At 72.1% G+C, this 24,685-nt stretch carries 23 protein-coding genes; 10 read left to right on the forward strand and 13 right to left on the reverse strand.

From position 1 onward, the window contains the following. Positions 1–160 precede the first annotated feature (160 nt). Positions 161–1,438, reverse strand: coding sequence for an ABC transporter substrate-binding protein (locus tag ACWCQM_RS20730; protein ID WP_450916688.1), 1,278 nt, complete (start codon positions 1,436–1,438; stop codon positions 161–163). Positions 1,439–1,660: 222 nt separating this feature from the next. Between ACWCQM_RS20730 and ACWCQM_RS20735 the strand changes: the two genes are divergently transcribed. The 3 genes from ACWCQM_RS20735 to ACWCQM_RS20745 all read left to right on the forward strand — a co-directional run bounded on the left by ACWCQM_RS20735 (position 1,661) and on the right by ACWCQM_RS20745 (position 4,801). Next, positions 1,661–2,554, forward strand: coding sequence for an ROK family protein (locus tag ACWCQM_RS20735; protein WP_450916689.1), 894 nt, complete (start codon positions 1,661–1,663; stop codon positions 2,552–2,554). After that, positions 2,554–3,735, forward strand: a complete 1,182-nt coding sequence (nagA, locus tag ACWCQM_RS20740; RefSeq protein ID WP_450916632.1) for an N-acetylglucosamine-6-phosphate deacetylase — start codon at positions 2,554–2,556, stop codon at positions 3,733–3,735. The genes ACWCQM_RS20735 and nagA overlap by 1 nt, the downstream gene beginning before the upstream one ends. Before the next feature lie 133 nt (positions 3,736–3,868). Beyond that, complete coding sequence (locus ACWCQM_RS20745) at positions 3,869–4,801, forward strand: 1-phosphofructokinase family hexose kinase (protein ID WP_450916633.1); 933 nt, start codon at positions 3,869–3,871, stop codon at positions 4,799–4,801. Positions 4,802–4,873: 72 nt separating this feature from the next. On the opposite strand, the gene ACWCQM_RS20750 is transcribed toward ACWCQM_RS20745, so the two are convergent. Together ACWCQM_RS20750 and cdgB are read right to left on the reverse strand one after the other, a co-directional pair. Further along, on the reverse strand, positions 4,874–5,872 hold the full coding sequence (locus ACWCQM_RS20750) for a carbohydrate-binding protein (protein WP_450916634.1): 999 nt from the start codon (positions 5,870–5,872) through the stop codon (positions 4,874–4,876). Positions 5,873–6,004: 132 nt separating this feature from the next. Beyond that, the gene (gene cdgB, locus ACWCQM_RS20755) at positions 6,005–7,660 is read right to left on the reverse strand and encodes a diguanylate cyclase CdgB (protein WP_450916635.1); all 1,656 of its coding nucleotides are present in this window, start codon (positions 7,658–7,660) and stop codon (positions 6,005–6,007) included. A 346-nt stretch (positions 7,661–8,006) separates the two neighbouring features. Here cdgB and ACWCQM_RS20760 point away from each other — a divergent pair, with 346 nt between their 5' ends. Beyond that, complete coding sequence (locus ACWCQM_RS20760) at positions 8,007–8,513, forward strand: flavin reductase family protein (RefSeq protein ID WP_267074400.1); 507 nt, start codon at positions 8,007–8,009, stop codon at positions 8,511–8,513. Positions 8,514–8,592: 79 nt separating this feature from the next. On the opposite strand, the gene arfB is transcribed toward ACWCQM_RS20760, so the two are convergent. Further along, positions 8,593–9,027 (reverse strand): alternative ribosome rescue aminoacyl-tRNA hydrolase ArfB, encoded by a 435-nt coding sequence (gene arfB / locus ACWCQM_RS20765; protein WP_147964033.1) that lies wholly within the window; start codon positions 9,025–9,027, stop codon positions 8,593–8,595. Positions 9,028–9,199: 172 nt separating this feature from the next. Here arfB and ACWCQM_RS20770 point away from each other — a divergent pair, with 172 nt between their 5' ends. After that, on the forward strand, positions 9,200–9,775 hold the full coding sequence (locus ACWCQM_RS20770; RefSeq protein WP_073743673.1) for a TerD family protein: 576 nt from the start codon (positions 9,200–9,202) through the stop codon (positions 9,773–9,775). A 273-nt stretch (positions 9,776–10,048) separates the two neighbouring features. Here ACWCQM_RS20770 and ACWCQM_RS20775 read toward each other — a convergent pair whose 3' ends face one another. From ACWCQM_RS20775 to ACWCQM_RS20785, 3 genes are all read right to left on the reverse strand, one after another. Continuing rightward, positions 10,049–11,470, reverse strand: a complete 1,422-nt coding sequence (locus ACWCQM_RS20775) for a M1 family metallopeptidase (RefSeq protein ID WP_450916636.1) — start codon at positions 11,468–11,470, stop codon at positions 10,049–10,051. A 99-nt stretch (positions 11,471–11,569) separates the two neighbouring features. Then, on the reverse strand, positions 11,570–12,127 hold the full coding sequence (locus tag ACWCQM_RS20780; protein ID WP_450916637.1) for a GlcG/HbpS family heme-binding protein: 558 nt from the start codon (positions 12,125–12,127) through the stop codon (positions 11,570–11,572). Between the two features lie 294 nt (positions 12,128–12,421). Then, positions 12,422–12,793 carry a hypothetical protein gene (locus tag ACWCQM_RS20785; RefSeq protein WP_450916638.1) on the reverse strand — a complete coding sequence of 124 codons (372 nt, stop codon included), beginning with the start codon at positions 12,791–12,793 and terminating at the stop codon, positions 12,422–12,424. Between ACWCQM_RS20785 and ACWCQM_RS20790 the strand changes: the two genes are divergently transcribed. Together ACWCQM_RS20790 and ACWCQM_RS20795 are read left to right on the forward strand one after the other, a co-directional pair. Continuing rightward, positions 12,765–14,015, forward strand: coding sequence for a sensor histidine kinase (locus ACWCQM_RS20790; RefSeq protein ID WP_450916639.1), 1,251 nt, complete (start codon positions 12,765–12,767; stop codon positions 14,013–14,015). The genes ACWCQM_RS20785 and ACWCQM_RS20790 overlap by 29 nt on opposite strands. Next, the gene (locus ACWCQM_RS20795) at positions 14,012–14,638 is read left to right on the forward strand and encodes a response regulator (protein WP_450916640.1); all 627 of its coding nucleotides are present in this window, start codon (positions 14,012–14,014) and stop codon (positions 14,636–14,638) included. The genes ACWCQM_RS20790 and ACWCQM_RS20795 overlap by 4 nt, the downstream gene beginning before the upstream one ends. A 39-nt stretch (positions 14,639–14,677) precedes the next feature. On the opposite strand, the gene ACWCQM_RS20800 is transcribed toward ACWCQM_RS20795, so the two are convergent. Continuing rightward, on the reverse strand, positions 14,678–15,280 hold the full coding sequence (locus tag ACWCQM_RS20800; RefSeq protein WP_450916641.1) for a dihydrofolate reductase family protein: 603 nt from the start codon (positions 15,278–15,280) through the stop codon (positions 14,678–14,680). Positions 15,281–15,646: 366 nt separating this feature from the next. Between ACWCQM_RS20800 and ACWCQM_RS20805 the strand changes: the two genes are divergently transcribed. After that, on the forward strand, positions 15,647–16,144 hold the full coding sequence (locus tag ACWCQM_RS20805) for a hypothetical protein (RefSeq protein ID WP_267074408.1): 498 nt from the start codon (positions 15,647–15,649) through the stop codon (positions 16,142–16,144). 18 nt (positions 16,145–16,162) lie between these two features. Here the strand turns inward: ACWCQM_RS20805 and ACWCQM_RS20810 are convergent, their stop codons facing one another. After that, positions 16,163–16,870 carry a pentapeptide repeat-containing protein gene (locus ACWCQM_RS20810; RefSeq protein WP_450916642.1) on the reverse strand — a complete coding sequence of 236 codons (708 nt, stop codon included), beginning with the start codon at positions 16,868–16,870 and terminating at the stop codon, positions 16,163–16,165. A gap of 99 nt (positions 16,871–16,969) precedes the next feature. Between ACWCQM_RS20810 and ACWCQM_RS20815 the strand changes: the two genes are divergently transcribed. After that, complete coding sequence (locus tag ACWCQM_RS20815) at positions 16,970–18,160, forward strand: NAD(P)-binding protein (RefSeq protein ID WP_450916643.1); 1,191 nt, start codon at positions 16,970–16,972, stop codon at positions 18,158–18,160. A 189-nt stretch (positions 18,161–18,349) separates the two neighbouring features. Here the strand turns inward: ACWCQM_RS20815 and ACWCQM_RS20820 are convergent, their stop codons facing one another. Together ACWCQM_RS20820 and ACWCQM_RS20825 are read right to left on the reverse strand one after the other, a co-directional pair. After that, the gene (locus ACWCQM_RS20820) at positions 18,350–18,832 is read right to left on the reverse strand and encodes an N-acetyltransferase family protein (RefSeq protein ID WP_450916644.1); all 483 of its coding nucleotides are present in this window, start codon (positions 18,830–18,832) and stop codon (positions 18,350–18,352) included. Positions 18,833–18,869: 37 nt separating this feature from the next. Beyond that, positions 18,870–19,781, reverse strand: coding sequence for an aminoglycoside phosphotransferase family protein (locus ACWCQM_RS20825; protein ID WP_450916645.1), 912 nt, complete (start codon positions 19,779–19,781; stop codon positions 18,870–18,872). 71 nt (positions 19,782–19,852) lie between these two features. Between ACWCQM_RS20825 and ACWCQM_RS20830 the strand changes: the two genes are divergently transcribed. Continuing rightward, positions 19,853–21,253, forward strand: coding sequence for an NAD(P)/FAD-dependent oxidoreductase (locus ACWCQM_RS20830; RefSeq protein WP_450916646.1), 1,401 nt, complete (start codon positions 19,853–19,855; stop codon positions 21,251–21,253). Positions 21,254–21,391: 138 nt separating this feature from the next. Here the strand turns inward: ACWCQM_RS20830 and ACWCQM_RS20835 are convergent, their stop codons facing one another. Both ACWCQM_RS20835 and ACWCQM_RS20840 read right to left on the reverse strand, forming a co-directional pair. Then, a complete protein-coding gene (locus ACWCQM_RS20835) occupies positions 21,392–22,786 on the reverse strand; it encodes a cation:dicarboxylate symporter family transporter (protein ID WP_450916647.1) in 1,395 nt (464 codons plus the stop codon). Positions 22,787–23,190: 404 nt separating this feature from the next. Further along, the gene (locus ACWCQM_RS20840) at positions 23,191–24,660 is read right to left on the reverse strand and encodes an MFS transporter (RefSeq protein WP_450916648.1); all 1,470 of its coding nucleotides are present in this window, start codon (positions 24,658–24,660) and stop codon (positions 23,191–23,193) included. Positions 24,661–24,685: the final 25 nt, after the last annotated feature.

Below are 24,685 nucleotides of genomic sequence, written 5' to 3' on the forward strand. Positions count from 1 at the left end.
AGCGGGGCGGCGGAGGAGGCGGAGCGGCCCGGGTCGTCGGCGGCGTCGGTGTCGGGGCGGCCGGGGTCGTCGGTGTCGGGGCGGCCGGGATCGTCGGCGTCGGGGCGGCCGGGGTCGTCGGCGTCGGAGCGGTCGGCGGTCATATCAACCAACCTACGACCTACTTCGCGTTGTCGGCCTGCCGGGCCAGCGCGGCGATCTCCACGAGCACGCCCTCCGGGTTGCTGCCGGGCTCGACCGCGGCACCGATCTTCTCCTTGATCGTCTCGCTGGCCTGCGCCCAGGACGTCTTGCCGAACGGGTAGAGCCGGGAGTTCGGCAGCGCCGACAGGAAGGGGCGCAGCGACGCGTGCTCTGTGTCGGCCTCCATCGCGGCGGACGCGCTGCCGGTCACCGGCAGCAGGTCGTAGCGGTCGGCGAAGGCCAGCACGTTGTCGTCCTCGTAGGCGAAGTCGAGGAACTTGCCTATCTCGGCCCGGTGGCCGTTCTGCTTGAAGCCCATCATCCAGTCGGCCACACCCATCGAGCCCTCGGTGGGGCCGTCGATCCCGGGCAGCGGGACCATGCCGACCTGGACGCCCTTCTTCTCGGCCTCCTGCATCAGCGTCGGGTGGCCGTTGAGCATGCCGACCTCGCCCTTGGTGAACGCCTCGAAGGCCTTCGCCCGGTCGAGCTTCCCGGGGGCGACGGGTCCGGTCAGCCCCTTGCCGACGAGGTTGTCCTTCAGCCACCGGAACGTCGCGATGTTGGCCGGGGAGTCGATGTCGTAGTTGCCGACGTCGTCCGTGTAGTCGCCGCCCCCGCTGAGCATCCACATCAGGGTCTCGGCCTGGGACTCCTCCTCGCCGAGCGGCAGGGCGAAGGGGTAGGTCACGCCCTGCCGGTCCAGCGCGGCAGCGTCGTTCTCGATGTCGTCCCAGGTCTTCGGGGCGTCGAGGCCGGCCTTGGCGAACAGGCCCTTGTTGTAGAACATCAGCCGGGTGCTGGCCACGAACGGCAGACCGTAGAGATTGCCGTCGACCTCGCCCGCGCCGGTCAGCGAGGGCAGGAAGTTGGAACCCGTACGGATGGCGATCGTCTCGTCGGCGGTGTAGAGCTTGCCCGCCTCGGCGTAGTCGGCGTACGCCCCGATCTGCGCGATGTCGGGGGCGTTGCCCGCCTTCACCATCTCGGCGACCTTCCGGTCGACGTCCTTCCAGGAGTAGACGCTCACGTCCACCGTGATGCCGGGGTTCTTCTTCTCGAACTTCCCGGCGACGTCGTCCCAGTACTTCTGGGAGCCGCTCTCCGCGTCCGTCCCGTAGTCCGCCGCGACCAGCTTCAGGGTGACGTCGCCGCCACCGGTGTCCGACCCGCACCCTGACAACGTTGCCGTCATACCGAGTGCGGCCACCGCCGCGGTCAGACCCACAAAGCGCCGCTGCACAGCCCTGTCCATCCCTACATCGGTCGGTTCCGCCGCCACGGCGGCGGAACCGCGTTCCTTGCCCATGTTCCACACGGAGGTCTACACCACCGGTGCCTCGGTTCGGCAATCTAGCAGGACCGTTTTGTATGGGTGGTCAACAAACCGCGCTAGTGGACTAGACCTTTTAGGGGTCGGCGGGCGAAACTGTCTCCCGTGAGACACGTCATCGCCCTCGATGTGGGCGGCACAGGGATGAAGGCCGCGCTGGTCGGGGCGGACGGCACGCTGCTCCACGAGGCGCGCCGGGCCACCGGCAGGGAGCGCGGCGCCGAGGCCGTCGTGGAGACGATCCTGGGCTTCGCCGCCGAGCTTCAGGCGTACGGCGCGGAGCACTTCGGCGAGGGCGCCGTCGCCGCCGGGGTCGCCGTCCCCGGCATCGTCGACGCGGAACGGGGCATCGCCGTCTACGCCGCCAACCTCGGCTGGCGCGACCTCCCGCTCCGCGCACTCCTCGGCGAACGGCTCGGCGGCATACCCGTCGCGCTCGGCCACGACGTCAGGACGGGCGGCCTCGCCGAGGGACGGATCGGCGCGGGCAACGGCGCGGACCGCTTCCTCTTCGTGCCGCTGGGCACCGGGATCGCCGGCGCCATCGGCATCGCGGGCGCCATCGAGGCGGGCGCCCACGGCTACGCGGGCGAGATCGGCCACATCGTGGTCCGGCCGGACGGACCCGACTGCGGTTGCGGCCAGCGCGGCTGTCTGGAGACCCTCGCGTCCGCCTCCGCCGTCTCCCGGGCCTGGGCCGCCGCCTGCGGCGACCCCGAAGCGGACGCGGCGGACTGCGCGAAGGCCGTGGCGTCGGGCGACCCCGCCGCCGTACGCGTATGGCAGGACGCCGTCGACGCGCTCGCCGCGGGCCTGGTCACCGCGATCACTCTGCTGGACCCCCGCACGCTCATCATCGGTGGCGGTCTTGCCGAGGCAGGGGAAACCTTGTTCACACCACTGCGTGCGGCCGTCGAGGAACGCGTCACGTTCCAGAAGCTGCCCCACATCGTCCCGGCGGCCCTCGGGGACACCGCCGGATGCCTGGGCGCAGGGCTGCTCGCCTGGGATCTACTCTCCACGGAGGTATCCGCCTGATGGCCGGACGCGCAGACAGCACAGTTCTCGCAGGTGCCCGGGTGGTGCTTCCGACCGGGACGGTCGAGGACGGCCGGGTGATCGTCGAGGGCACCCGCATCGCCGGCAGCACACCGGACGGCGCCCGGACACTCGACCTCACGGGCCACTGGGTGGTCCCCGGATTCGTGGACATGCACAACCACGGCGGCGGCGGCGCGTCCTTCGCCACCGGCACCGCCGAGGACGTCCTGACCGGAGTGCGGGCGCACCGCGAGCACGGCACGACGACCGTCGTCGCCTCCACCGTCACCGGCGACATGGACTTCCTGGCCCGCCAGGCCGGGCTGCTCTCCGAGCTGGTCGAGCAGGGCGAACTCGCCGGCATCCACTTCGAGGGCCCGTTCATCTCCCCGTGCCGCAAGGGCGCACACAGCGAGGGACTGCTCCGCGACCCCGACCCGGCCGAGGTCCGCAAGCTGCTCGACGCGGCACGCGGCACCGCGAAGATGGTCACCCTCGCCACCGAACTCCCCGGCGGCATCGACTCCGTGCGGCTGCTCGCCGAGCACGGGGTGATCGCCGCCGTCGGCCACACGGACGCGACGTACGAGCAGACCGTCGAGGCGATCGAGGCGGGCGCCACCGTCGCCACGCACCTCTACAACGCGATGCCGGCCCTCGGCCACCGCGCCCCCGGGCCGATCGCGGCCCTCCTGGAGGACGAGCGCGTCACCGTCGAGCTGATCAACGACGGCACGCATCTGCACCCAGCCGCCCTGGAGCTCGCCTACCACCGCGCGGGCGCCGACCGGGTCGCGCTGATCACGGACGCCATGGACGCGGCAGCCGCGGACGACGGCTTCTACGAGCTGGGCCCGCTCGCCGTCGAGGTCAAGGACGGCGTGGCCCGCCTGGTCGAGGGAGGCTCCATCGCGGGCTCCACCCTCACCCTGGACACCGCGTTCCGCCGGGCCGTGACGATCGACCGGATTCCCGTCGAGGACGTCGTGCGGTCCATCTCCGCCAACCCGGCCCGGCTCCTGGGGCTCTACGACCGGGTCGGCTCGCTGGACCCGGGCAAGGACGCCGATCTCGTCGTCCTGGACGCGGACTTCGCGGTCAAGGGCGTCATGCGCCGCGGCGAGTGGATCGTGGAACCCGTATCGGCTGAGGCCGCACCCCGGCCGACGGCCGTGTGAACACGTAACGAAGAGACGGCGGTTGTCCCGGAGACCTGGGACGGCCGCCGCCTCTTTGGCATGATCACCAGGACAGCGCCGCGGGGAGACGGCGCGCGGGAACGGACGACCAAGGAACCGGGGGCCGGTACAGGTGATACTGACCGTCACGCTGAACACGGCACTCGACCTGACCTACGCCGTCCCCGCCCTCGTCCCGCGCAGCAGCCACCGCGTCACCGAGGTGACCGAACGGCCCGGCGGAAAGGGCGTCAACGTGGCCCGGGTGCTCTCCGCGCTCGGCCACGACACCGTGGTCACCGGCTTCGCCGGCGGCGCCACCGGAGCCGTCGTGCGCCGCCTGCTCGGGGCACTCCCCCACGGCCCCGCCGACGCGCTCGTCACCGTCGGCGGCAACACCCGCCGCACCCTGGCCGTCGCCGACCGCTCCACCGGCGACACCACCCAGCTCAATGAACCCGGCCCGCACATAGGCGCCGACGAGTGGGCGGCCTTCCTCCGGACGTACGGCGAACTCCTCCCCGGAGCCGAGGCCGTCGCCCTCTGCGGAAGCCTGCCGCCCGGCATCCACGTCGGCGCGTACGCGGAACTCGTCCGGCTCGCCCGCTCCGCCGGGGTGCCCGTGCTCCTGGACACCGACGGCGAACCCCTGCGCCGCGGCATCGCCGCCCGCCCCGACCTCGTCAAGCCGAACGCCGACGAGCTCGCCCGGCTCACCGGCGCCCGCGAACCCCTGCGCGCCACCCGCGACGCCCGCCGCCGCGGCGCGCACAGCGTCGTCGCCTCGCTGGGCGCCGACGGGCTCCTCGCCGTCACCCCGGAGGGCATCTGGCGCGCCGCGCCGCCGTCCGCCGTGCGGGGCAACCCGACGGGCGCGGGCGACTCCGCCGTGGCCGGACTGCTCTCCGCGCTCGCCGAGGGGCTCGGCTGGCAGGACCGGCTGGCCCGCGCGGTGGCCCTGTCGACGGCGACCGTACTGGCCCCGGCGGCCGGGGAGTTCGACCGCGCCGCCTACGAGGAACTACTGCCGCGCGTCACCGTCGAGCAGCACGCGTCCGCGGCCTGATCCGCGCCCCGCACGCGAAAACACCGCGTCCCGGCCCGCAACTGCGGACCGGGACGCGGTGTTCGCGGACGACTAACCCTGGACGTGCCCCGACTTCAGCGACAGCTGGTCGAGGTTGGCGTCGCACGAGTCGCCCTCGTTGCACGAGAGCATCAGCGTGTTCGACCCCTTCTTCAGCTGGACCCACGCGTACGTCTTGGTCCAGCCCTTCTCCAGGTCGCCCTCCGCCGCCTGCGCGAAGTTCTTCATGTTGATGGACCGGGGGGCCTCGGCGTTGACCGTCAGGGACGTCTTCGCGTCCTTGCCCGGCACGCCGTAGGTCACGAACAGCGTGTACTCGCCGCTCTCGGGCACATCGACCGTCCAGGTGGCCGACCGGCCGACCTCGTTGAGGCTGATGTACTGGCCGTTGGCGCTCTTGGCGCCCTTGACCGTGTTGTCCAGCGAGGCCGTACCGCCGAGCGTCAGCGTCGCCGCGTCCTGCTCGGGCAGGTCGACGGGCTCCTGGGACGGCTTCGCGGACTTCTCCGGCTTCGGGGACTCCTGCACCTCGTCGGCCGGACCCGCCGACGAACCGGCCTCGTCCTTCTTGCCCTCGCTGTCGTCGCCCGTCATCAGCGCGGCCCCGATGCCGATGAGCACCACCGCGACCACGGCCACCGCCGCGATCAGCAGGGCCTTGGTGTTGGGGCCGCCACGGCCCGGGCCGGAGCCCCTGCCGCCGCCGTACCCCACGGAGCCGGACTGCGCGGTCGGCGCTCCGCCGGGGTAGGTCTCCGGTGCCGCGTACTGCGGGTTCGGCTGACCGTACTGCGGGGACTGCTGGCCGTACTGGGGCGGAGCCTGCTGGCCGTACGCCTGCTGCGGCGGAACCTGCCCGTACTGGCGCTCGCCCACCGCGCGCACCTGGTTGTACGACGTTCTCGGCCGGCCGGGCTGCGCGGCCGGACCGGGGTAGCCGTAGCCACCCTGCCCGGGCGGCTGTGCGCCCGCCGCCTGCCCGTCCGCGTACAGATAGCCGAACGGATCGTCGTCCTCGGGCTTGCTCGCGCCGTTGTTTCCGGCCGTCATCCCTGGGTCACTCCTCACCATGTCGCCAGCCGTCGCCGACCGGCCGAGCCTACCCCGAACGGAGCACGCGTCGAATTGCCCTCGGTCCCCCGGAAAACCGGGCGGTGCACGGGAACAGCCGGGGCGTTAACCTCAGCCGGCTCTGCGGTGAACCTTCGACCGGGACCGCTTTTCCACATACATCCGCTGGTCGGCGGAGTGCAGGACCTCTTCCTCGGTCATGCCGCACTCGGCCCAGCCGATACCGAAACTCGCCCCGACCCTGACCGCGCGGCCGTCCACCCGGATGGGCGGAATGATGGCGTTACGCAAGCGTACGGCCAGATCCGCGGCATCTGCCGCCCCGAGACCGTCCGCGAGGACGACGAATTCGTCACCCCCGAGCCGCGCGACCGTGTCACCGTCCCGTACGCAGGTCGTCAGCCGCCGCGCGACCTCGATGAGAACCGCGTCACCCGCGTGGTGCCCGAAGCGGTCGTTGATCGACTTGAAGCCGTCGAGGTCGCAGAAGAGCACCGCGAGGCCCTTGGTCCCGTCGTCGCGCTCCGCGTCGGGCGCCACGATGTGCACATGGTGGTCGTACGGCCCGACGCCCGGCGCCACCTCTCCCTCGTAACCGTCGGCGCGATAGCCGTGCGCCGAGCTCTCCACGTCGCCGTACGCCGCGTCGAGCGCCTCGATCGCGGAGGAGGTGACCGCCGCGTGAGGCCTCTCACACAGCCGGGCGCTGAGCCGGGAGCGCAGCTCGGCGCTGTTGGGCAGGCCGGTGAGCGCGTCGTGCGAGGCGCGGTGCGCGAGGTTCAGCTCGTTACGCTTGCGCTCCTCGATGTCCTCGACGTGGGTGAGCAGGAAGCGCGGGCCGTCGGTGGTGTCGGCGACGACGGAGTTGCGCAGCGAGACCCAGAGATACGTGCCGTCCCTGCGCCCGAGCCGCAGCTCCGCCCGGCCGCCCTCGGCCGACGTGCGGAGCAGGGTGCCGATGTCCTCCGGGTGCACGAGATCGGCGAAGGAGTAGCGCCGCAGCACGGACGCGGGGCGGCCCAGCAGCCGGCAGAGCGCGTCGTTGGTGCGCAGCAGCCTGCCGTGCTGGTCACCACCCATCTCAGCGATGGCCATGCCGCTGGGGGCGTACTCGAAAGCCTGACGGAAGGACTCCTCGCTGGCGCGCAGTGCCTGCTGTTCGCGCTCCAGCCTGACGAGCGCGCGCTGCATATTTGCTCGGAGCCTGGCGTTACTGATCGCAATCGCCGCCTGCGAGGCGTACATCTGGAGGGCCTCACGGCCCCAGGCGCCGGGACGGCGGCCGTTACGGGGCCTGTCGACCGATATGACGCCCAGGAGGTCCAGACCTCCGCCGGAGGCGTACATCGGGGCGTAGAGGCGGTCCAGGGGGTGCCACTCGTCCTCGAAGCGGGGCTCGGGGCCCTCGGTGTGCCACTGCGGTACGTCGTCGTCGAGGAGCACCCAGCCCTCGGTGTGGGGTATGAACCGGAGCTCGTCCCAGGCCTCGCCCATGGAGAGCCTGCGCTCCCAGGACTCACGCGAGCCGACCCGGCCGGTGATCAGGGATTCCGCGGCGGTGTTGCCGGCGAACGCGGCGACGACGAGGTCACCGTCGGGACGCACGAGATTGACGCAGCCCAGCTCGTACCCGAGACCGCCGACGATGCCGTCGGCGACCGACTGCAGCGTGTCCGCCAGACTCCGCGCCGTGTTGAGATCAGCGACGGCCTGGTGCAACTGCCGCATGGTCGCAAGGCGGACGTACGGCTCCGACTCGGCCTCCATCGCTCGCACTCCCTGAGACCTCGACAGCAACTCCAGGTTTCATATCGACGTACTTGTTGCACTGTCACGGCCACTGAATCACAGTGAGCTGTGCACCCGGTACACAGGGTCAACAAATATTGCTCTCTGTGACTCAAGTCACAACAGATGGTGAAGACTTCAGGAGCCGTCTCCCGTGGCTGCTGTTATTTACCGAACGCAAATCCGCGGCGTGGTCCCGGAGTCCTAGGACCCGGCTGGTCCCCCGGTCCGATGCGTCGGTACGGCCGGGGCCACTAGCGTGCCCAGTGTGCTGCAGAAGACTCCCCCCTCCCCGCGTCCCGAAGCCGTCATCCATCCTGAAGGGGTGAGCAACGACGAATTCCGCGCCGCCCTGTCCCGCCTGGCCGCGGGTGTGGTGCTGGTCACCGCCCAGGAGCCACCGCTCGACGAGCACGGACGCGGCGAGGACGTCGGAATGACGGCCACCGCCTTCATGTCGGTCTCCCTGGACCCGCCGCTGGTCATGGTGAGCCTGCGCAACGACTCACGGATGGACGACCTGCTGGCCGAGCAGCCCTTGTGGGCGGTGTCTGTACTCGCGGAGAACCAGCGGCACATCGCCGGACGGTTCTCCATGAAGGGCCGGATCAGCGACCGGCTGCTGTTCGAGGAACTCCCCTGTATACGGGGCGAGGTCACGGGCGCGCTCGTGATGGACGGGGCGCTGGCGACCCTGGAGTGCCGCACGGAGCAGCGGGTGGTGGCGGGTGACCACACGCTGGTGATCGGCCGGGTGCTGGCGGCGTCCCTGCCGCGCACGGACGGCGACCCGCTGACGTACTTCAAGGGGCGCTACCGACAGCTGGGGTAGCGGGGGCACCGGGGGGCGGGGACTCGGGGGGCCCGGGTCGCTTGCGCGGGACTCGCGTGGCAACCCGTGGGGCCCCCGGTTACCAGTCGCGGCCGGAGCGTCCGCGCTTCGTGTCGCCGCGCTGCTTCTTCTCGCGCAGGCGCCGCTCGTTGATGCCGCGCGGAATCTTCTTCTTCAGGCGCGGCTTGGGCGGCGGCGCGGTCGCCTCCGCGAGGAGCGCCGCCAGCCGCACGGCCGCCGTCTCGCGATTGCGCCACTGCGAGCGGTGCTCCGAGGCGCGGACGGACACGACCCCTCCGACCAGCCGGCCCGCCAGCCGCTCCAGGGCCCGTGCCTTCCACACCTCGGGGAGCGACTCGGTCGCCGCGAGGTCGAACCGCAGCTCCACCTGGGAGTCGCTGGTGTTGACGTGCTGCCCGCCGGGTCCGGAGGACCGCGAGAAACGCCACATGAGCTCGGCCTCCGGCAGGGAGACCGAACCGCGGATGACATAGGGCCCGGACATGACACCCATGTTCCCCGGCCCACGACCTGTTCGTCACCTTCTTTTGCGAGCGTTCGGCCAGAAGTTCGGCAAAGAAAGTAAAGCGAGCAGGAACCTCGTGGTCTCTTGCCTGCGTTAAGAGGTGTGACGGTAGCTTTCGTGATGGCACGAAGCCCGCACACGACGATGAAAGGGACTTCCCATGGCAGTAAGCCTGTCCAAGGGCGGCAACGTCTCCCTCACCAAGGAGGCCCCGGGCCTGACCGCCGTCACGGTCGGCCTCGGCTGGGACGTCCGCACCACCACCGGCACCGACTTCGACCTCGACGCCTCGGCGATCGCGGTCAACGCCGCCGGCAAGGTCTTCTCCGACGGCCACTTCGTCTTCTTCAACAACAAGGCGACCCCGGACCAGACCATCGTCCACACCGGTGACAACGTCACGGGCCAGGGCGAGGGCGACGACGAGCAGATCAACGTCAACCTGGCGGGCCTCCCGGCGGACATCGACAAGATCGTCTTCCCGGTCTCCATCTACGACGCCGAGGCTCGCAGCCAGAACTTCGGCCAGGTGCGGAACGCCTTCATCCGCATCATCAACCAGGCCGGCGGCACCGAGATCGCCCGCTACGACCTCAGCGAGGACGCCGCCACCGAGACCGCCATGGTCTTCGGCGAGCTCTACCGCAACGGCGCCGAGTGGAAGTTCCGCGCGGTCGGCCAGGGCTACGCCTCGGGCCTGCGCGGCATCGCCCAGGACTTCGGCGTCAACCTCTGACGTAACGGCACGTCCCACGGGAGCCCCCGCCCGACCTCGGTCGGACGGGGGCTCCCGTGTGTCGCGGCCCGGGCCGCACATCCGTCACCCGGCGCCTACGCGCGCCCCGTTCGGCTGCTGCTGCGGCTGCTCCCGTGCGCCATATGGCGGACACGAGCGCCGGTACCGCCACGGCCGGTCCCAGCACCGCCGCCGGCAACGCCTCTTCCTCCGGCGCCGCCTGGGCCGGGGTCAACGTCAAGTAGCGGACGGACCCGCACCACAGGGAGCCGGTCAGTCCAGCGCGGGCCGGCTCCCGCCGTTCAGCCAGGTGTCCCACAGCTCGCTCAGGTCCAGGCCGGACTTCTCCTCGACGTACGCGGTGAAGTCCTCCGTCGACGCGTTGCCGTGCCTGTGGTCCTTCAGCCAGCCCCTGACCAGGCGGAAGAAGGCCGTGTCGTCGTCCATCTCCTGCCGGACGCGGTGCACGACCATCGCGCCCCGCCCGTAGACCGGCGGCCTGGACAGATCGGCGGGGCCGGGCGGACGGGACGGCGGGAAGGCCCAGTTCGCGTCGTCGGCGTACGCCGTGGCGAAGCTCTCCCGCACGGAAGGGCCGCCGTGGTCCTCGCTCCAGAGCCACTCCGCGTAGGTCGCGAAGCCCTCGTTGAGCCACATGTCGCGCCAGCTCCGGGGCGTCACGGAATTGCCGAACCACTGGTGGGCCAGCTCATGGACCAGCAGCCCGGTGTCCGGCGGGCCGGGGAAGAAGGGCCTGTTCTGCGTCTCCAGCGCGTATCCCGCGTCGCCGGGCCTGCCCACGATCGCCCCGGCCGACGAGAAGGGGTAAGGGCCGAAACGCTTCTCCCCCCAGGCGACCACCTCGGGAATCCGGGCCAGCACCGCGGCACTCTCCCCGGCCGATCCCGGGTCCACCGCCGTGACCACCGGCAGTCCGTCCCCGGTGACGGTGCTCCTCACGGTGTACGGGCCGACCGCGACGGTCGCGAGATAGCTCGCCATCGGCTCGCGGACACGCCAGTGGAACGTCGTGCGGCCGCCGGTGGTGCGACGGGACTCCAGCTCCCCGTTGGACACCGCGCTCCGGCCCTCGGGCACGGTGATCCGGATGCCGTAGGACGCCTTGTCGCTCGGGTGGTGGTTCCCGGGGAACCAGGCCATCGAACCGGCCGGTTCCCCGAGCGCGACCGTCCCCCGGTCGGTGCGCAGCCAGCCCTCCTCGGAGCCGTCCGCGTCGGTGACGGTCCGGGGCGATCCGCCGTAGCGCACGACCGTGCGGAACGTCCGGCCCTCGCGCAGACGGTCCGCGACCTCGCTGTCCGGACGCAGGGTCAGCTCCGTGCCGGCCCGGTTCACCGCCGCGGGCAGCCCCTCGACCGTCACCGAACGGACCTCCAGGCCGGCGAGGTCAAGGTTGAACGCGCTGAGGTTCTGGGTGGCGCGCGCCGTGATCACGGCTGTACCGCTCAGCCGGGCGGACGGGCCGCCGGAGCCGAGCTCCAGGTCCAGGGCGTAGTGCGTGACGTCGTAACCGCCGTTGCCGAGCCGGGGGAAGTACGGATCGCGCAGACCCGCACCGCCGGGCGTGCCCACGACCCCGCCCCGGCCCGCCGTGCAGCCTGCCGCCAGGACGGCCAGGACCGGCAGCAGGGCGGCGCCGAGTGCGGTGCGGCGTGCCGCTGATCGTGGATCCACACGCCGAGCGTAGGCGCTGCGGTCCACCGCTCCCCGCACCGGCCCGGAGTGCCCGGGACCGTCCCGGACCGTCCCGGACCGGGGAGCGGGTCGGTGCGGCTACTTGCCGAGGGCCGCGACGCCCGCCGCGGCGAACTTCTCGTCGAGGTCGCCGCTCGGGGCGCCCGCCACGCCGATGCCCGCCACCGGCGCACCCTTGACCTGCACGGGAGCGCCGCCTGCCAGGAACAGGGTGCCGGGGATGTCCTTGAGGTTCGGGGCCTGCTCCAGGCGCTTGACCAGCTCGGAGGTGGGCGCGTTCCAGGAGACGGCGGTGTACGCCTTCTTCACGGCGGACTCGGGCGACTGCGGGCCCGCACCGTCGCCGCGCAGGGTGACGATGGTGTTGCCGTTGCGGTCGACGACGGCCACCGAGACGCGCTGGTTCTCCTTCTTCGCGGCGTCCAGGGTCGCCTGCGCGGCCTTCGTCGCGGCGGCCACGGTCAGGTGCGTGGACTGCTGGAGGTTGCGGTCGGCGGCGTCGGCCTTCACCGCGGCGGCGGGGGCGGCGGCCGGAGTGGACGCGCTCGCCGACATCGCGCCGAAGGTACCGGCGCCCAGAGCGGCGGCGGCAACGGCACCGGTCAGGACACGGGTGCGCAGCGACATCTTCTTCATGGGGACTCCTCGGGTGACTTCGGGCTCGGCCTCGAACGGCCGCGGGCTCGGCTTTCTGCTTCCGGTATCGATCCTCCGGCCGGTTCCGGGCCCGTACGGTCGGCGTACCGGCTGGAAGCAGCCCCCACGACGGACGACCGCCCCGTCGGCCGATCGGTTGATGCGGAGGTGGCCCCGAGGGGTGACCATGGGATGTCCGTGCAGGTCAGCGCCAACGCGGACACCGCACGGCGGGACGCGCCGCGCGGCAGGGCGCGGTAGGTCATGGCAGGGCGCGATCGAGGGAACGCGGGGTTACGAGGTGCGGCGGAAGGGAAGCGACCCGGGCGCGGACCGGCCGACTGCGGCGGAACGCGCCGCACAGGCGGACGCCGATACGGCGGCGGGCCGCGCCGCCTCGGCGGGCCACTCGTCCTCGGCCGGCCGGACCTCTTCGGCGAGCCCGTCGTCCTCGGCCGGCCGGACCTCTTCGGCGGGCCAGTCGTCTTCGGCGGGCCAAGCGTCGACGGCCGCGGACCGCGAGGCGACGGCAGGCCGGTCCACCGCGTACAGGGCCACCGCTGCGGACCGCGAGCCGACCGCGCACGGCTCCACCGCGTACGGGGCAACCCCGGCAGACCGGCCGGCTGCGGGCCCTATGGCCGCCGCGCCGGAGGACGCCGACACCCGGTGGCTGGCACTCCTCATGCACGCCGCGTTCTTCCTGCTGCTCAGCGCCTCGCTCGCGCGCTTCCTGATGCGCCACCCCGGCGAGACCCGCACCCCGTGGATCATCGCGCTGTCGGCCACGCTCGTCGTGCTCTATCTCCTCGGCCCGGTCCTCGGCTCCCGCCCCACACCCCGCCGGCTGGCCTGGCTCGGCATCCTCGTCGTCGTCTGGATGGTCCTGGTCGTCCTCGCGCCGAGCTTCGCGTGGTGCGCGGTGCCGCTCTTCTACACCGGCCTGCGCATCCTGCCGCCGCGTGCGGCCCTGGCGCTCGTCGCCCTGCTCACCGCGTTGGTCGTCGCGGCCCAACTGCGGCTCGCCACGGGCTTCGACCCGAATCTCGTCCTGGCCCCGCCCGCCGTCGCCGCCGTGGCCACCGCCGTCTTCGTCCACATGCAGCGCCAGGCCGGGCGCCAGCGTGAACTCATCGACGACCTGTTGCGCACCCGTCGGGAACTGGCCGCCACCGAGCGCCGGGAGGGGACCCTCGCCGAGCGCCAGCGGCTCTCCATGGAGATCCACGACAGCCTGGCCCAGGGCCTCTCCAGCCAGCAGATGCTGCTCCAGGCCGCCGACCGCTCCTGGGACGCCGACCCCGCCACCGCCCGCCGCCATGTCCTGACCGCGACCGGCATCGCGGAACGCAACCTCGCCGAGGCCCGCCGCTTCGTGCACGACCTCGCCCCGGCCGATCTGGCGGAGGGAGGCGGCCTCGAAGCAGCGCTGCACGCACTCGCCGCCCGCGAGACCGCCCAGGGCGCCGGGGGCCTCACCGTCCGCTGCCATGTCGAGGGCGTACCGGCCGCCGCGCTCCCCGACCGGGTGCAGTCGGCACTGCTGCGGATCGCGCAGGGCGCCCTCGCGAACGTCGCCGAGCACGCGGAGGCGACCGTCGCCGCGCTGACCCTGACCCATCTGGACGACCGGGTCGTCCTCGACATCGCCGACAACGGCCGGGGCTTCAGCCCGGCCGGGCAGGAGGCCCGCCCCGCCGGGGGCGTACGCGGTCACGGCCTGCCCGCGATGCGGGCCCGGGTCCAGCAGCTCGGCGGCACGCTGACCATCGAGTCCGCGCCCGGCGAGGGCACGGTCCTGTCCGCCGCCGTGCCCTTGCCCCACCCGACCGCCCCGGCAGCCCCACCGGCCTCGCCCGCCCCTTCCGATCCTGAGGAACGCGCATGAATCCGACCGTACGGATCCTGCTCTGCGACGATCACGCCGTCGTACGGGCCGGACTGCTCGCCCTCCTCGGCGGCGAACCGGACATCGAGGTCGTGGGTGAGGCGGGCAGCGGCGAGGAGGCCGTCGCCCTCGCCTCCCGGCTCACCCCCGACGTCGTCCTGATGGACCTCCAGCTCGGCCCCGGCATCGACGGCGTCGAGGCCACCCGCCGCATCGCCGCCGCCGGAACCGTCCATGTCCTCGTCCTCACGACGTACGACACGGACGCGGACATCACCCGCGCCATCGAGGCCGGGGCCACCGGCTATCTGCTGAAGGCCGAGCGGCCCGAGGAGCTCTTCGCAGCGATCCGCGCCGCCGCCCAGGGCCGCACCACGCTCTCGCCGCCCGTCGCCAGCCGCGTCATGGCCCGGATGCGCAGTCCCCGGCCCACCCTGACCGACCGCGAACTCGACATCCTCGGCCAGCTGTCACAGGGACTCGGCAACCGCGACATCGCGCGGGCCCTCTTCATCAGCGAGGCCACCGTCAAGACCCACCTGGGCAGGATCTACGAGAAGCTCGGCGTCGACACCCGGGCGGGAGCGGTCGCCGTCGCCAAGGAGCAGCGGCTGCTGCCGTAGGGCACCGGTGCGGGACGTCACGCGGGCAGGTGCGGGGCGTCACGCGGGGATGAGCGGCGGGTGTTCGAGCACGCGGGGCTTGTACTCGACCAGCTGGATGCTGCCGTCGAAGGTGCGGTGCCCGATCATGTCGAGGGCGACGTCCGGATAGCCGTCGTAGATGCGTTCCTGGCCCGTGGCCCCGGTGATCACCGGGAACATCACGACCCGGAAGCGGTCGACGAGTCCGGCACGCAGAAGGGACCGGCACAGGCTGAGGCTGCCGATCGTGCTGAGGAGCCCTGAACCGCTCGCCTTCATGGCGCGGACCGCCTCGACGGCGTCGTCGCGGACGAGCGTGGAATTGGCCCAGGTCAGTGGCTCCTCGAGCGAGGAGGAGAACACCACCTTGGGCGTCTGCGAGAGCTCGTCGACGGAGGCCTCCTCCTCGGGCCTGAACTCGTCGGTGCCGTTCGGGACCTCGCCTGCGGCGAAGCCCGACATCAGGCGGTAGGTGTTCGCTCCCATCAGGTAGGTGACCTCGGGCTGCTCACCGAGCCATGCGAGGTACTCCGGGCCCTCGAGGCCCCAGAACCCGGGCCATCCCTCTCCTGAGGCATAGCCGTCGAGGGAGGTGATGAAGTCGACGAGCAGCTCCGACATGGCGGTCTCCTTTTCCAGGCTGTCATGAGCTTGGACCGACCGGGAGCAGCAAACTCATCGGCCGCGCCGGTCTCGCTGCGGAAGGACGAGAAAACGGCCGGGCGGACCAGCATGCTCAGCCGGGGCGAGTGCCACGCTCGGCGCTTCGCGCCACCGGCCGCCGCCATGTGCCGCACCCCACTCCGGCAACCGCCGATCGCCACCCCGGCCCTCGCGCGGCGCCCGGGCCACACACGGCGCCCAGCCCTCGCACAGCACCCAGCCACACACGACCCCGTCGCGCAGCGCCGGCCCTCGCGCGGCGCCCGGCCTCGCAGGACCCCTCGCCCGGCGCCCGGCCCTCGCGCGGCATGACACCATCGAACCGTGCTCGACATCGGCTACTCCCTCTCCCGGCGCTTCCCGGACCCCCCGCAGACCGACTACCGCCGCGCGGACGTCCGCGCCCTGCGGCACGACCTGTTCTCCGGGGACGTCTACCTCGCCGACACCAAGGCCGACCGAGAGGTGTCCACAGCCTGGGGATGGGTCCCCGTGCTCGACTTCGCCTGGGCGCTCTGCGACATCGTCGAGCAGATCGACCGCGACCCCCGGGGCAACCGCTCGCACCGCCAGCAGTTCGCCGAGCTCGACTTCACCGAATCGTCCGACCGCATGCTCTTCGAGCGCCGCTTCGGCTGGGTGGACGTCGAGGCCGACTGGATGCCCGGCGACGAGCCCCCGCTCACCTTCAGCCACTCCCTGCTGCGCCGCGAGGCCCGCGACTTCCTGCACGACCTGATCGCCGACCTGGCCGACATGCACGAAGGCCTCGCCGACAACCCGATCATCTGGGACCTCCAGGCCCGCTTCCCCCGCCTCTGACCGCGCACCCGGCCAGGATCACGCCTCCACGCGCACCCCGATCTGCGCGGCGAACGCCGGAGCGAGCTCCATCAGCTGGGGCGGGCTGATGACTGCCCCAGCGAGCCGCTCCACGCCCCGCGCGATGTCGAGCTCCGCGACCGTCCGCAGATCCACGGACTCCATCCGTACGGAGCTGAAGTCGGCCCGCTTCAGCACACAGTCCCGGAACTCCACCCGGACCAGATGTGCCTCCCCGAAATCCGGCTCCGCGAGCACACAGCCCTCGAACACGACGTCCTTCAGCCGTGCCTTGCGCAGATTCAGATAGTCGATCTTCCCGCCCTTCACGAGCACCCGCTCCAGCACCGCCCCGTGCAGCTGGACACCGCCCAGCCGGGCGTCCACGACCTCCACGTCCCGCAGCGACGCCCCCGCCAGATCGGTGCCCACCCCGCGCACCCCCGTCAGCACCGAGTCGATGAACCTGGCCCGCACCAGCTCCGCGCGGTCCAGGGCGCAGCCGCGCAGCTCGCAGTCCATGAAGCGCGCGCCGGGCCCCGACGCGTCGGCTAGGTCCGTCTCCTCGAACCGCAGGCCGTCGTAGTCCCCGTCGGGCTCCAGCCCCTCCCCGTCGTACTCCGCGAGCGGGGGCAGCCGGATTTCCGGCCGGCGCACCGGCGCCACCCCGTCCTTAGCGCCCGCGCCCCTGCCGCTCCTGTTGCCTGTACGTGCCATGCCCCCCATCGTGACGCACACCACTGACATCGCCCCCGCACCGATGTCACGGAACCGCCGGGCCCGCCCGTCCCCCGTGCAGAAGCGCCCATCGCGAGGAGATTTCCCATGCAGCGCATCCACATCGTCGGCGGCGGCCTGGCCGGGCTCACCGCCGCCATCACCGCCGCCGAGTCCCACGCCCCCGTCACCCTCCACGAGGCGCACCGGACCCTCGGCGGACGGGCCAGGACATCGGACGGCCCCTACCTCACCAACGAGGGCCCGCACGCCCTGTACAGGCGCGGCCCGCACTGGACCTGGCTCAGCAAGCGGGGACTACTGGGCCCGCTCGCCTCCGTACCGCCCCGCGAAGCCGCCCGCTTCCTCTTCCACCGGGGCGGCACCCTGCGCAGGACCCCGCCCCTCGGCATGCTGCGTCTCGCGCGCCGCAGCGCCCGGACGGCCCCCGTCGGCACCGACTTCCTCAGCTGGGCCACCGGCGAGACCGGAGAGGCCGGAGCCCGCGCGGCGGCGCACTACATGGGAGTGGCGCTCTTCCACCACGACCCCGGTTCGCTCTCCGCCGCGTTCGTCCAGGAACGGTTCCGCCGGGCCACCGCGCTGCCGCCCGAGGCCCACTACCCGGTCGGCGGCTGGGCCGCGCTCGTCGAAAGGATGGCCTCACGGGCATGGGACCTCGGCGTACGCATCGAGACCGGCGCGCGCATCGGCCCCCGCGAACTGGCCGGCCTGCGGCGGGGCGGACCGGTGATCGTCGCCACCCATCTCGACTCCGCCCGCGCCCTGCTGGAGGACCCCGCCCTGAGCTGGGAGAGCGGCCGGACGGTCCTGCTGGACCTGGCCCTGCGCACCCGGCGCGGCGACCCGTTCATCATCTCCGACCTCGACGCCCCGGGCTGGATCGAACGGTTCACCGCCCAGGACCCCACCCTCGCCCCCGCCGGCGAGCAGCTGATCCAGGCCCAGATCCCCCTGGCCCCCGGCACCCCGCGCGCCGACGCCGTCCGCCGGGCCGAGGAACTGCTCGACCTCGGCTTCCCCGGCTGGCGCGACCGCACCACCTGGCGCCGCGAGGCCCTCGCGTCCGGTCGTACGGGCGCCGTCGACAAGCCCGGCACCACCTGGCGCGACCGCCCCGCCGTCGACCGCGGCGACGGAATCCTGCTGGCGGGCGACCAGGTGGCGGCCCCCGGACTGCTCAGCGAGGTCGCGTTCAACAGCGGCATCGAGGCGGCGGTCCTGGCGGTCAGACTCCTGGCCACGGCAGCACGCACCGGCACCCGCACGGCCATCTGACCGCCCCGCGCCCGTACGAACGCCCGGGCACCCCGCGCCCGTACACCCCGCCCGATCGCCTCGTGCTCGTGCGGGCCCGAGCACCCCACCGTACGACCGCCCGGGCACCTCACGGCCGTATGAGCACCCGGCCGCCTCACGCCCGCACGAGCAACCGAGCACCCGAGCACCCGGGCACCCCGAGGCCCCTCAGGCGGCAGCGGCCCCGAGCTCCGCGAGCGCCCCGTCCGTCAGCCGGTAGACCGTCCACTCGTCCTGCGGACGCGCGCCGAGCGACTCGTAGAACGCGATGGACGGGGTGTTCCAGTTCAGCACGGACCACTCCAGGCGCCCGTACCCGCGCTCCACACAGATCCGCGCCAGCTCCCTCAGCAGCGCCTTCCCATGACCGCCGCCGCGCCGCTCCGGGCGCACGTACAGGTCCTCCAGATACACACCGTGCACCCCGCGCCACGTCGAGAAGTTGAGGAACCACAGCGCGAAGCCGACCACTTCACCGTCCTCGTCCGACACCGCGATGTGCGCGTACGCGGCGGGCCGCTCCCCGAACAGCGCCTCGCGCAGCTGCTCCTCGGTGGCGTTCGCCTCGTCGAGGGCCTTCTCGTAATCCGCGAGCTCACGGACCATGGCGTGGATGGCGGGGACGTCTTCGGGGGTGGCGACACGAATCATGGGAGCAGCCTAAACAGCCGGCCGTCCCCCGCGCCCCTCAGTTCCGCCCCAGCAGCTGCCGGGCGATCTCCGCGTGGTCCGCCGGCAGCCGCCGCGCCCCGCCCCCGACCCCCCACAGCCCGTTCTGCAGCACCCGGCCCAGCGTCCACGCCCGCGCACGCTCCCGGTCGAGGCCCAGCGTCCCGGACAGCAGATCGAACCTCCACAGCACCTCCGAGGCGTCGAACCGGTTGTGCAGCGCGGGGAACAGCTCGAAACCGGGGTCCCCGGAGAGCGGCTTCGGGTCGAGCGCGACCCACTCCCCCGCCCGGCCCTCCTCCGCGCGCCCGGCCAGGATGTTGTCGTAGTGCAGGTCCCAGTGCAGCAGCCGGTCCCCCGGCTCCCCCACCACCTCCCGCACCGCTGCCGCGCAGTCCAGCAGCAACCGCCGCTCCCCCTCGTCCGCCAGCCCCTCGACCGCCCCGGGCGCGGCCTGGAGCATCCGCTCCGCCGCCTCGCCCAGCCCCCGCATCCCCGGCGGGGCCGGTACGCGGACCAGCCGCGCCAGCGACTCCGCGAGCACCCGCACCGCCACCCGGGCATCCGCCACCCCGGCCAACGGGCGCCGCTCGTCGAGCCGTTCCAGCAGCATCGCCCCGGTCGCCGCATCGTGCTCCAGCAGCGCCACCGCGCCCGCCCCGGCCGCGCCCCAGGCCCGCAGCGCGACCGGCTCCCCCGCCGTCTCCTCGTCCACCATCTGGAGCTTCAGCGCCGCCGGCCGGCCGTCCGCCCCGCGCACCACCGGAAGCACCAGCGCGCACATCCCGTACATCGCCGCCCCGTCCGGCCTCAGCCCCCACTCCTGAAGGAACCTCCCCGCCATCCCGGGCAGCGCCTCGGCGAACGCCGCCCCCTCCACACCGCTGTGGGTGCGCAGACTCACGACCAGCTCATCCGGAACGTCGATCACATCGCGAGCGTAGAGGTGTAGAGGTAACGTCCCTCCAGCGACCGGGCCGCACACGGACAAGCAGGGGACACATGAGCACCGTCAGCACCGTCAACGGCGGCATATCGTTCTGGTACGCGGGCGAGGGCACCCCCACCCCGCGCGAGCCCCTGCCCGGCGACGGCACCGCCGACGTCTGCATCGTCGGCGGAGGCTACACGGGGCTCTGGACGGCGTACTACCTCAAGAAGGCCGTCCCCTTCCTCAACATCACCGTCCTGGAAGCCAAGTTCTGCGGCTACGGCGCCTCCGGCCGCAACGGCGGCTGGCTCTACAACGGCATCGCGGGACGTGACCGCTACGCCAAGCTGCACGGCCACGACGCCGCCGTCCGTCTCCAGCAGGCCATGAACGACACCGTCGGCGAGGTCATCCGCATCGCGGACGAGGAGAACATCGACGCCGACATCCACCACGGCGGCGTACTCGAAGTGGCCCACACCCCGTCCCAGTTGGCCCGCCTCAAGGACTTCCACTCCGTCGAGATCGCCTTCGGCGAGACCGACCGCGTGCTGCGCGGCGCCCGCGAGACCGCCGAACGCGTCCGCGTCAGCGGCGCCGTCGGCTCCAGCTGGACCCCGCACGGCGCGCGCCTGCACCCCGCCAAGCTGGTCAAGGGCCTCGCCGACGCCGTGGAGGCGCTCGGCGTCACGATCCACGAGTCGACCCCCGTCACCGAGATCAGGCCCAAGCACGCCGTCACCCCGTACGGCACGGTGCGCGCCCCCTATGTCCTGCGCTGCACCGAAGGCTTCACCGCAGGCCTCAAGGGCCACAGACGCACCTGGCTCCCCATGAACTCGTCCATGATCGTCACCGAGCCGCTGCCCGAATCCCTCTGGGAGACCATCGGCTGGGACGGCCGCGAGACCCTCGGCGACATGGCCCACGCCTACATGTACGCCCAGCGCACCGCCGACGGCCGCATCGCCCTCGGCGGCCGGGGCGTCCCCTACCGCTACGGCTCCGCCACCGACAACGACGGCCGCACCCAGCCCGCCACCATCGAGGCCCTGCGCGACCTGCTCGTCCGCTTCTTCCCCACCACCGCGGGCACCCGCATCGACCACGCCTGGTCCGGCGTCCTCGGCGTCCCCCGCGACTGGTGCGCCACCGTCACCCTGGACCGCAGCACGGGCATCGGCTGGGCGGGCGGCTACGTCGGCTCGGGCGTCGCCACCGCCAACCTCGCCGCCCGCACCCTGCGCGACCTGATCCAGCAGGACTCCGGCCAGGCGGGCCCCACCGACCTGACGGCTCTCCCCTGGGTCAACCACAAGGTCCGCCGCTGGGAACCGGAACCCCTCCGCTGGCTCGGCGTCCACACCCTGTACGCCGCCTACCGCGCGGCGGACCGCCGCGAGTCCGCCTCGTCCCGCCCCACCACGGACCGCATCGCCCGGGTGGCGGACCGCATCGCGGGCCGCCACTGACCGAACCGGACGCCCTCGACCGAACCGGGCGCCGTCACCGATCCCACCGGCACCGACGCCGACGCCCTCGGGCCCCCGCACACACCGCCGGGCCCCCAGAGCCTGGGCGTACGGCCGATGGTGCGGGGAGGGCCGCCTTCACCGGCGGGCGTCGGCCTCCGCCACAGCAGCGGACGCGGTCGCCTCGCCCTCGGCCCGGTCCGCCGGGGTGGCCGCCGCTTCCTCCTCCTCGGGGACGAACACGATCTCTCCGTCAAGAACCTGACGGGCTCGGTCGTGGTCGAGGGCTCGCTCCCACTTGGACACGGCGAACACGGCGACACAGTTGCCGAGCAGGTTGGTGGCCACCCGCATGGTGTCCATGATCCGGTCGACTCCGAGCAGCAGCGCCACGGCGCCCGCCGGGATGACACCGAGAGCCGAGACCGTCGCCGACAGCGCGAGGAACGCCGATCCGGGGACGCCCGCCATCCCCTTGCTGCTCAGCATCAGGACCAGCACCACCGTGACCTGCTGACCGAGCGTCAGGTCGACGCCGACGGCCTGGGCGATGAACAGTGTCGCGATCGAGAGATAGATGGAAGCGCCGTCCAGGTTGAACGAGTACCCGGTAGGCAGCACGAGGCCCACGGAGTCGTCGCGACAGCCGGCCTGCCGGAGCTTCTGCATCATGCGCGGCATCACCGTCTCGCTCGAACCCGTGCCCAGTGCCAGCACGAGTTCCTCTCGGGCGTAACGGACGAACTTCCACAGACTCACACCGGTGAACATCTTCAAGGCGGCGCCGAGCAGCAGCAGGAAGACCAGCGCCACCGCGTAGCAGACGCCGATCAGCTTTCCGTACGTCGTCAGCGCGCCGAGCCCGTACTCGCCGACCAGATGAGCCGTGGCCCCGAACACGGCCAGCGGAGCGAGCTTCATGAGAAAACCGACGACGGCGAAGATCACCTCTTGCGCCTGTTCCACGGCAGGGAGAATCGCCGGCACCCTGGTGTGACCCAGATGAAGCAGGGCGGCGCCCACGAGGCAGGCCAGAACGAGGACCTGGAGCAGGGAGTTCTCGGCGAACGCGCCCACCGCGCTGTCGGGCAGCGAGTGCAGCAGGAACTCGCTCGTGGAGGGCAGTTCGCCGCCACCGGTCTTCTCGTCGACGGCCGAGGCGTCCAGGGAGGCCGGATCCACGTTCATCCCGTCCCCCGGGCGGACGAGGTTGCCGGCCACCAGCCCGATCACGAGAGCCACGGTCGTGGCCACCTCGAACCAGATCAGGGCCTTGAGCCCGATCCTCCCGAAGGACTTCAAGTCACCGGCCTTGGCGATCCCGGTGACCACCACGCAGAAGACCAGGGGAGCGATGACGGCCTTGATCAGCCGGATGAACCCGTCACCGAGCGGCTGCACCGCGGAACCCGCGTCGGGCCAGATCCCCCCGACGGCGATGCCGACGAGAAGCGCGCAGAGGACCTGCACGAACATCGATGTCCGAAGACTTCGAGCGAGACGACGAGTCAGGGACGGACCGACCTTCGTCATGGATTACTCCTCCTGCTCTTGTTCCATGATGCGAAATACCAATTCCGCTTGATGGTCAACTATCAAGCGGGCTCCCGCATGAAGGAAGGGCCGAGTCCCAGGTGGCCGGAACTTTGGCACATGGTCCAACCACCAAGCCGGACCAGCGGCGCAGAGCGTGCGCAAGGGAGCGAAAGGGAAGGGGGGCATCACCCCGTGAGGAAAGACCCTCCGCGGCACCGGTTCTCGGCCGGTCGGTGACGTTTTCCCCATGATCGGCACGGAAGAGCGGGGTTCACCCCGTGATGACCGCGAAGTGCCGCGACCTCCCCACCAGGGAGCCCGGCCAGGAGAGTTCACCTGGCCGGGCATTCGTCAACAGCGATCGGTGCGTCACGCCGCCCTTTCCGACGACGGCCCGGATGTCAGCGGGCGGCCGGCAGTTCCGACGCCCGGTCGTCGGCCGGCGGTTCACTCGCGACGACCGCCTGAGCGCCGGCGGGCCGGCGGGAGCGCAGTCCTAGACCGCTGATGAGCGTCGCGAGCAGGGCCGCGACGAGCGGCACCCAGAGCGCCGCCCGGTATCCGTCGAGCAGCGCGCCGGGTGAATCCGACGCGGTGGCGGCGACGTTGACGGTAGCGGCGGCCGAGAGGCCCAGCGCCGCACCGAACTGGAACGAGGTGTAGAGCAGCCCGCCGGCCAGCCCCTGCTCCTCCTCCTTCACGCCTTCCGTGGCGACAATGGTGAGCGGGCCGTACGCCAGCGAGAAGGCGACACCGAGCAGCAGCAGGCTCGGGACCATCGCCGCGTAGGTCCGGTCGGCGCCGAGGGGCAGGAAGAGGGCGTACGACAGGGAGGCGAGGAGCAGTCCGCCGACGATCAGCCTGGCGTTGCCGAAGCGGGCGACCAGCCCGGGCACGAGGACCGGCGAGAGGATCGCGTCGATCCCGATGACGATCATCGCGAAGCTGGTCTCCAGCGTGGACCAGCCGCGCAGCTCCTGGAGATACAGGACGACCAGGAACTGGAAGCCGAAGAACCCTGCGGCGAAGAGCAGTCCGGCCACATTGGCGCGCACGAGAGCACCGCTGCGGAAGATGCCGAGGCGGACCAGCGGAGCCGGTGAGCGGCGTTCGACCACGACGAACGCGCCGAGAGCGGCGAGACCGGCCCCGAGCGTGCCGAGGGTCCAGGCGAGCGACGTGTGACCGGCGCGCTCGACGCCGACGACCAGCAGCAGGATCGCCCCGGTGATGGCGAGACCCCCGGCGAGGTCGAGACGCCCGCCGGCACGGTCGGGCCGCGGCGACCTGGGTACGAGGACGAGCGCGGCGAGCAGGATCAGGGCCGAGAGCACGACCGGGGCGAAGAACACCCAGCGCCAGTCGACCGAGGCGAGCAGGCCGCCCACGACCAGCCCGATCGAGAAACCGCCCGCCGCGGTGCCGGAGTAGATGAGCAGGGCCTTGTTGCGGCGCGGGCCCTCCTCGAAGCCGGTGGTGATGATGGACAGACCGGCCGGGGTCATGAAGGCGGCCGCGACCCCGGTGACGAACCGGGCCGTGACGAGCATCCAGCCCTCGGTGGCGAGTCCGCCGAGCCCCGAGAAGACCAGGAAGACGGCGAGCCAGAGGACGAACATCCGGCGCCGCCCGAAGAGGTCGGCGGCACGTCCGCCGACCAGCATGAAACCGCCGTATCCGAGGACGTACGCGCTCATGACCCACTGCAACGAACCGGTGGACAGGCCGAGATCGGCGCGGATGGAGGGCAGGGCCACATTGAGCATGGCCACGTCGATGCCTTCCAGGAAGATCGCGCCGCACAGGACGAGCAGCACGCCCCAGTCACGGGCACCGAGCGGGGCGTCGACCGCTGCTTTCTGCTCACTCATGTCGGTTCAGCTCCTGGGAAACGAG

Source organism: Streptomyces sp. NPDC002125 (assembly GCF_053593715.1).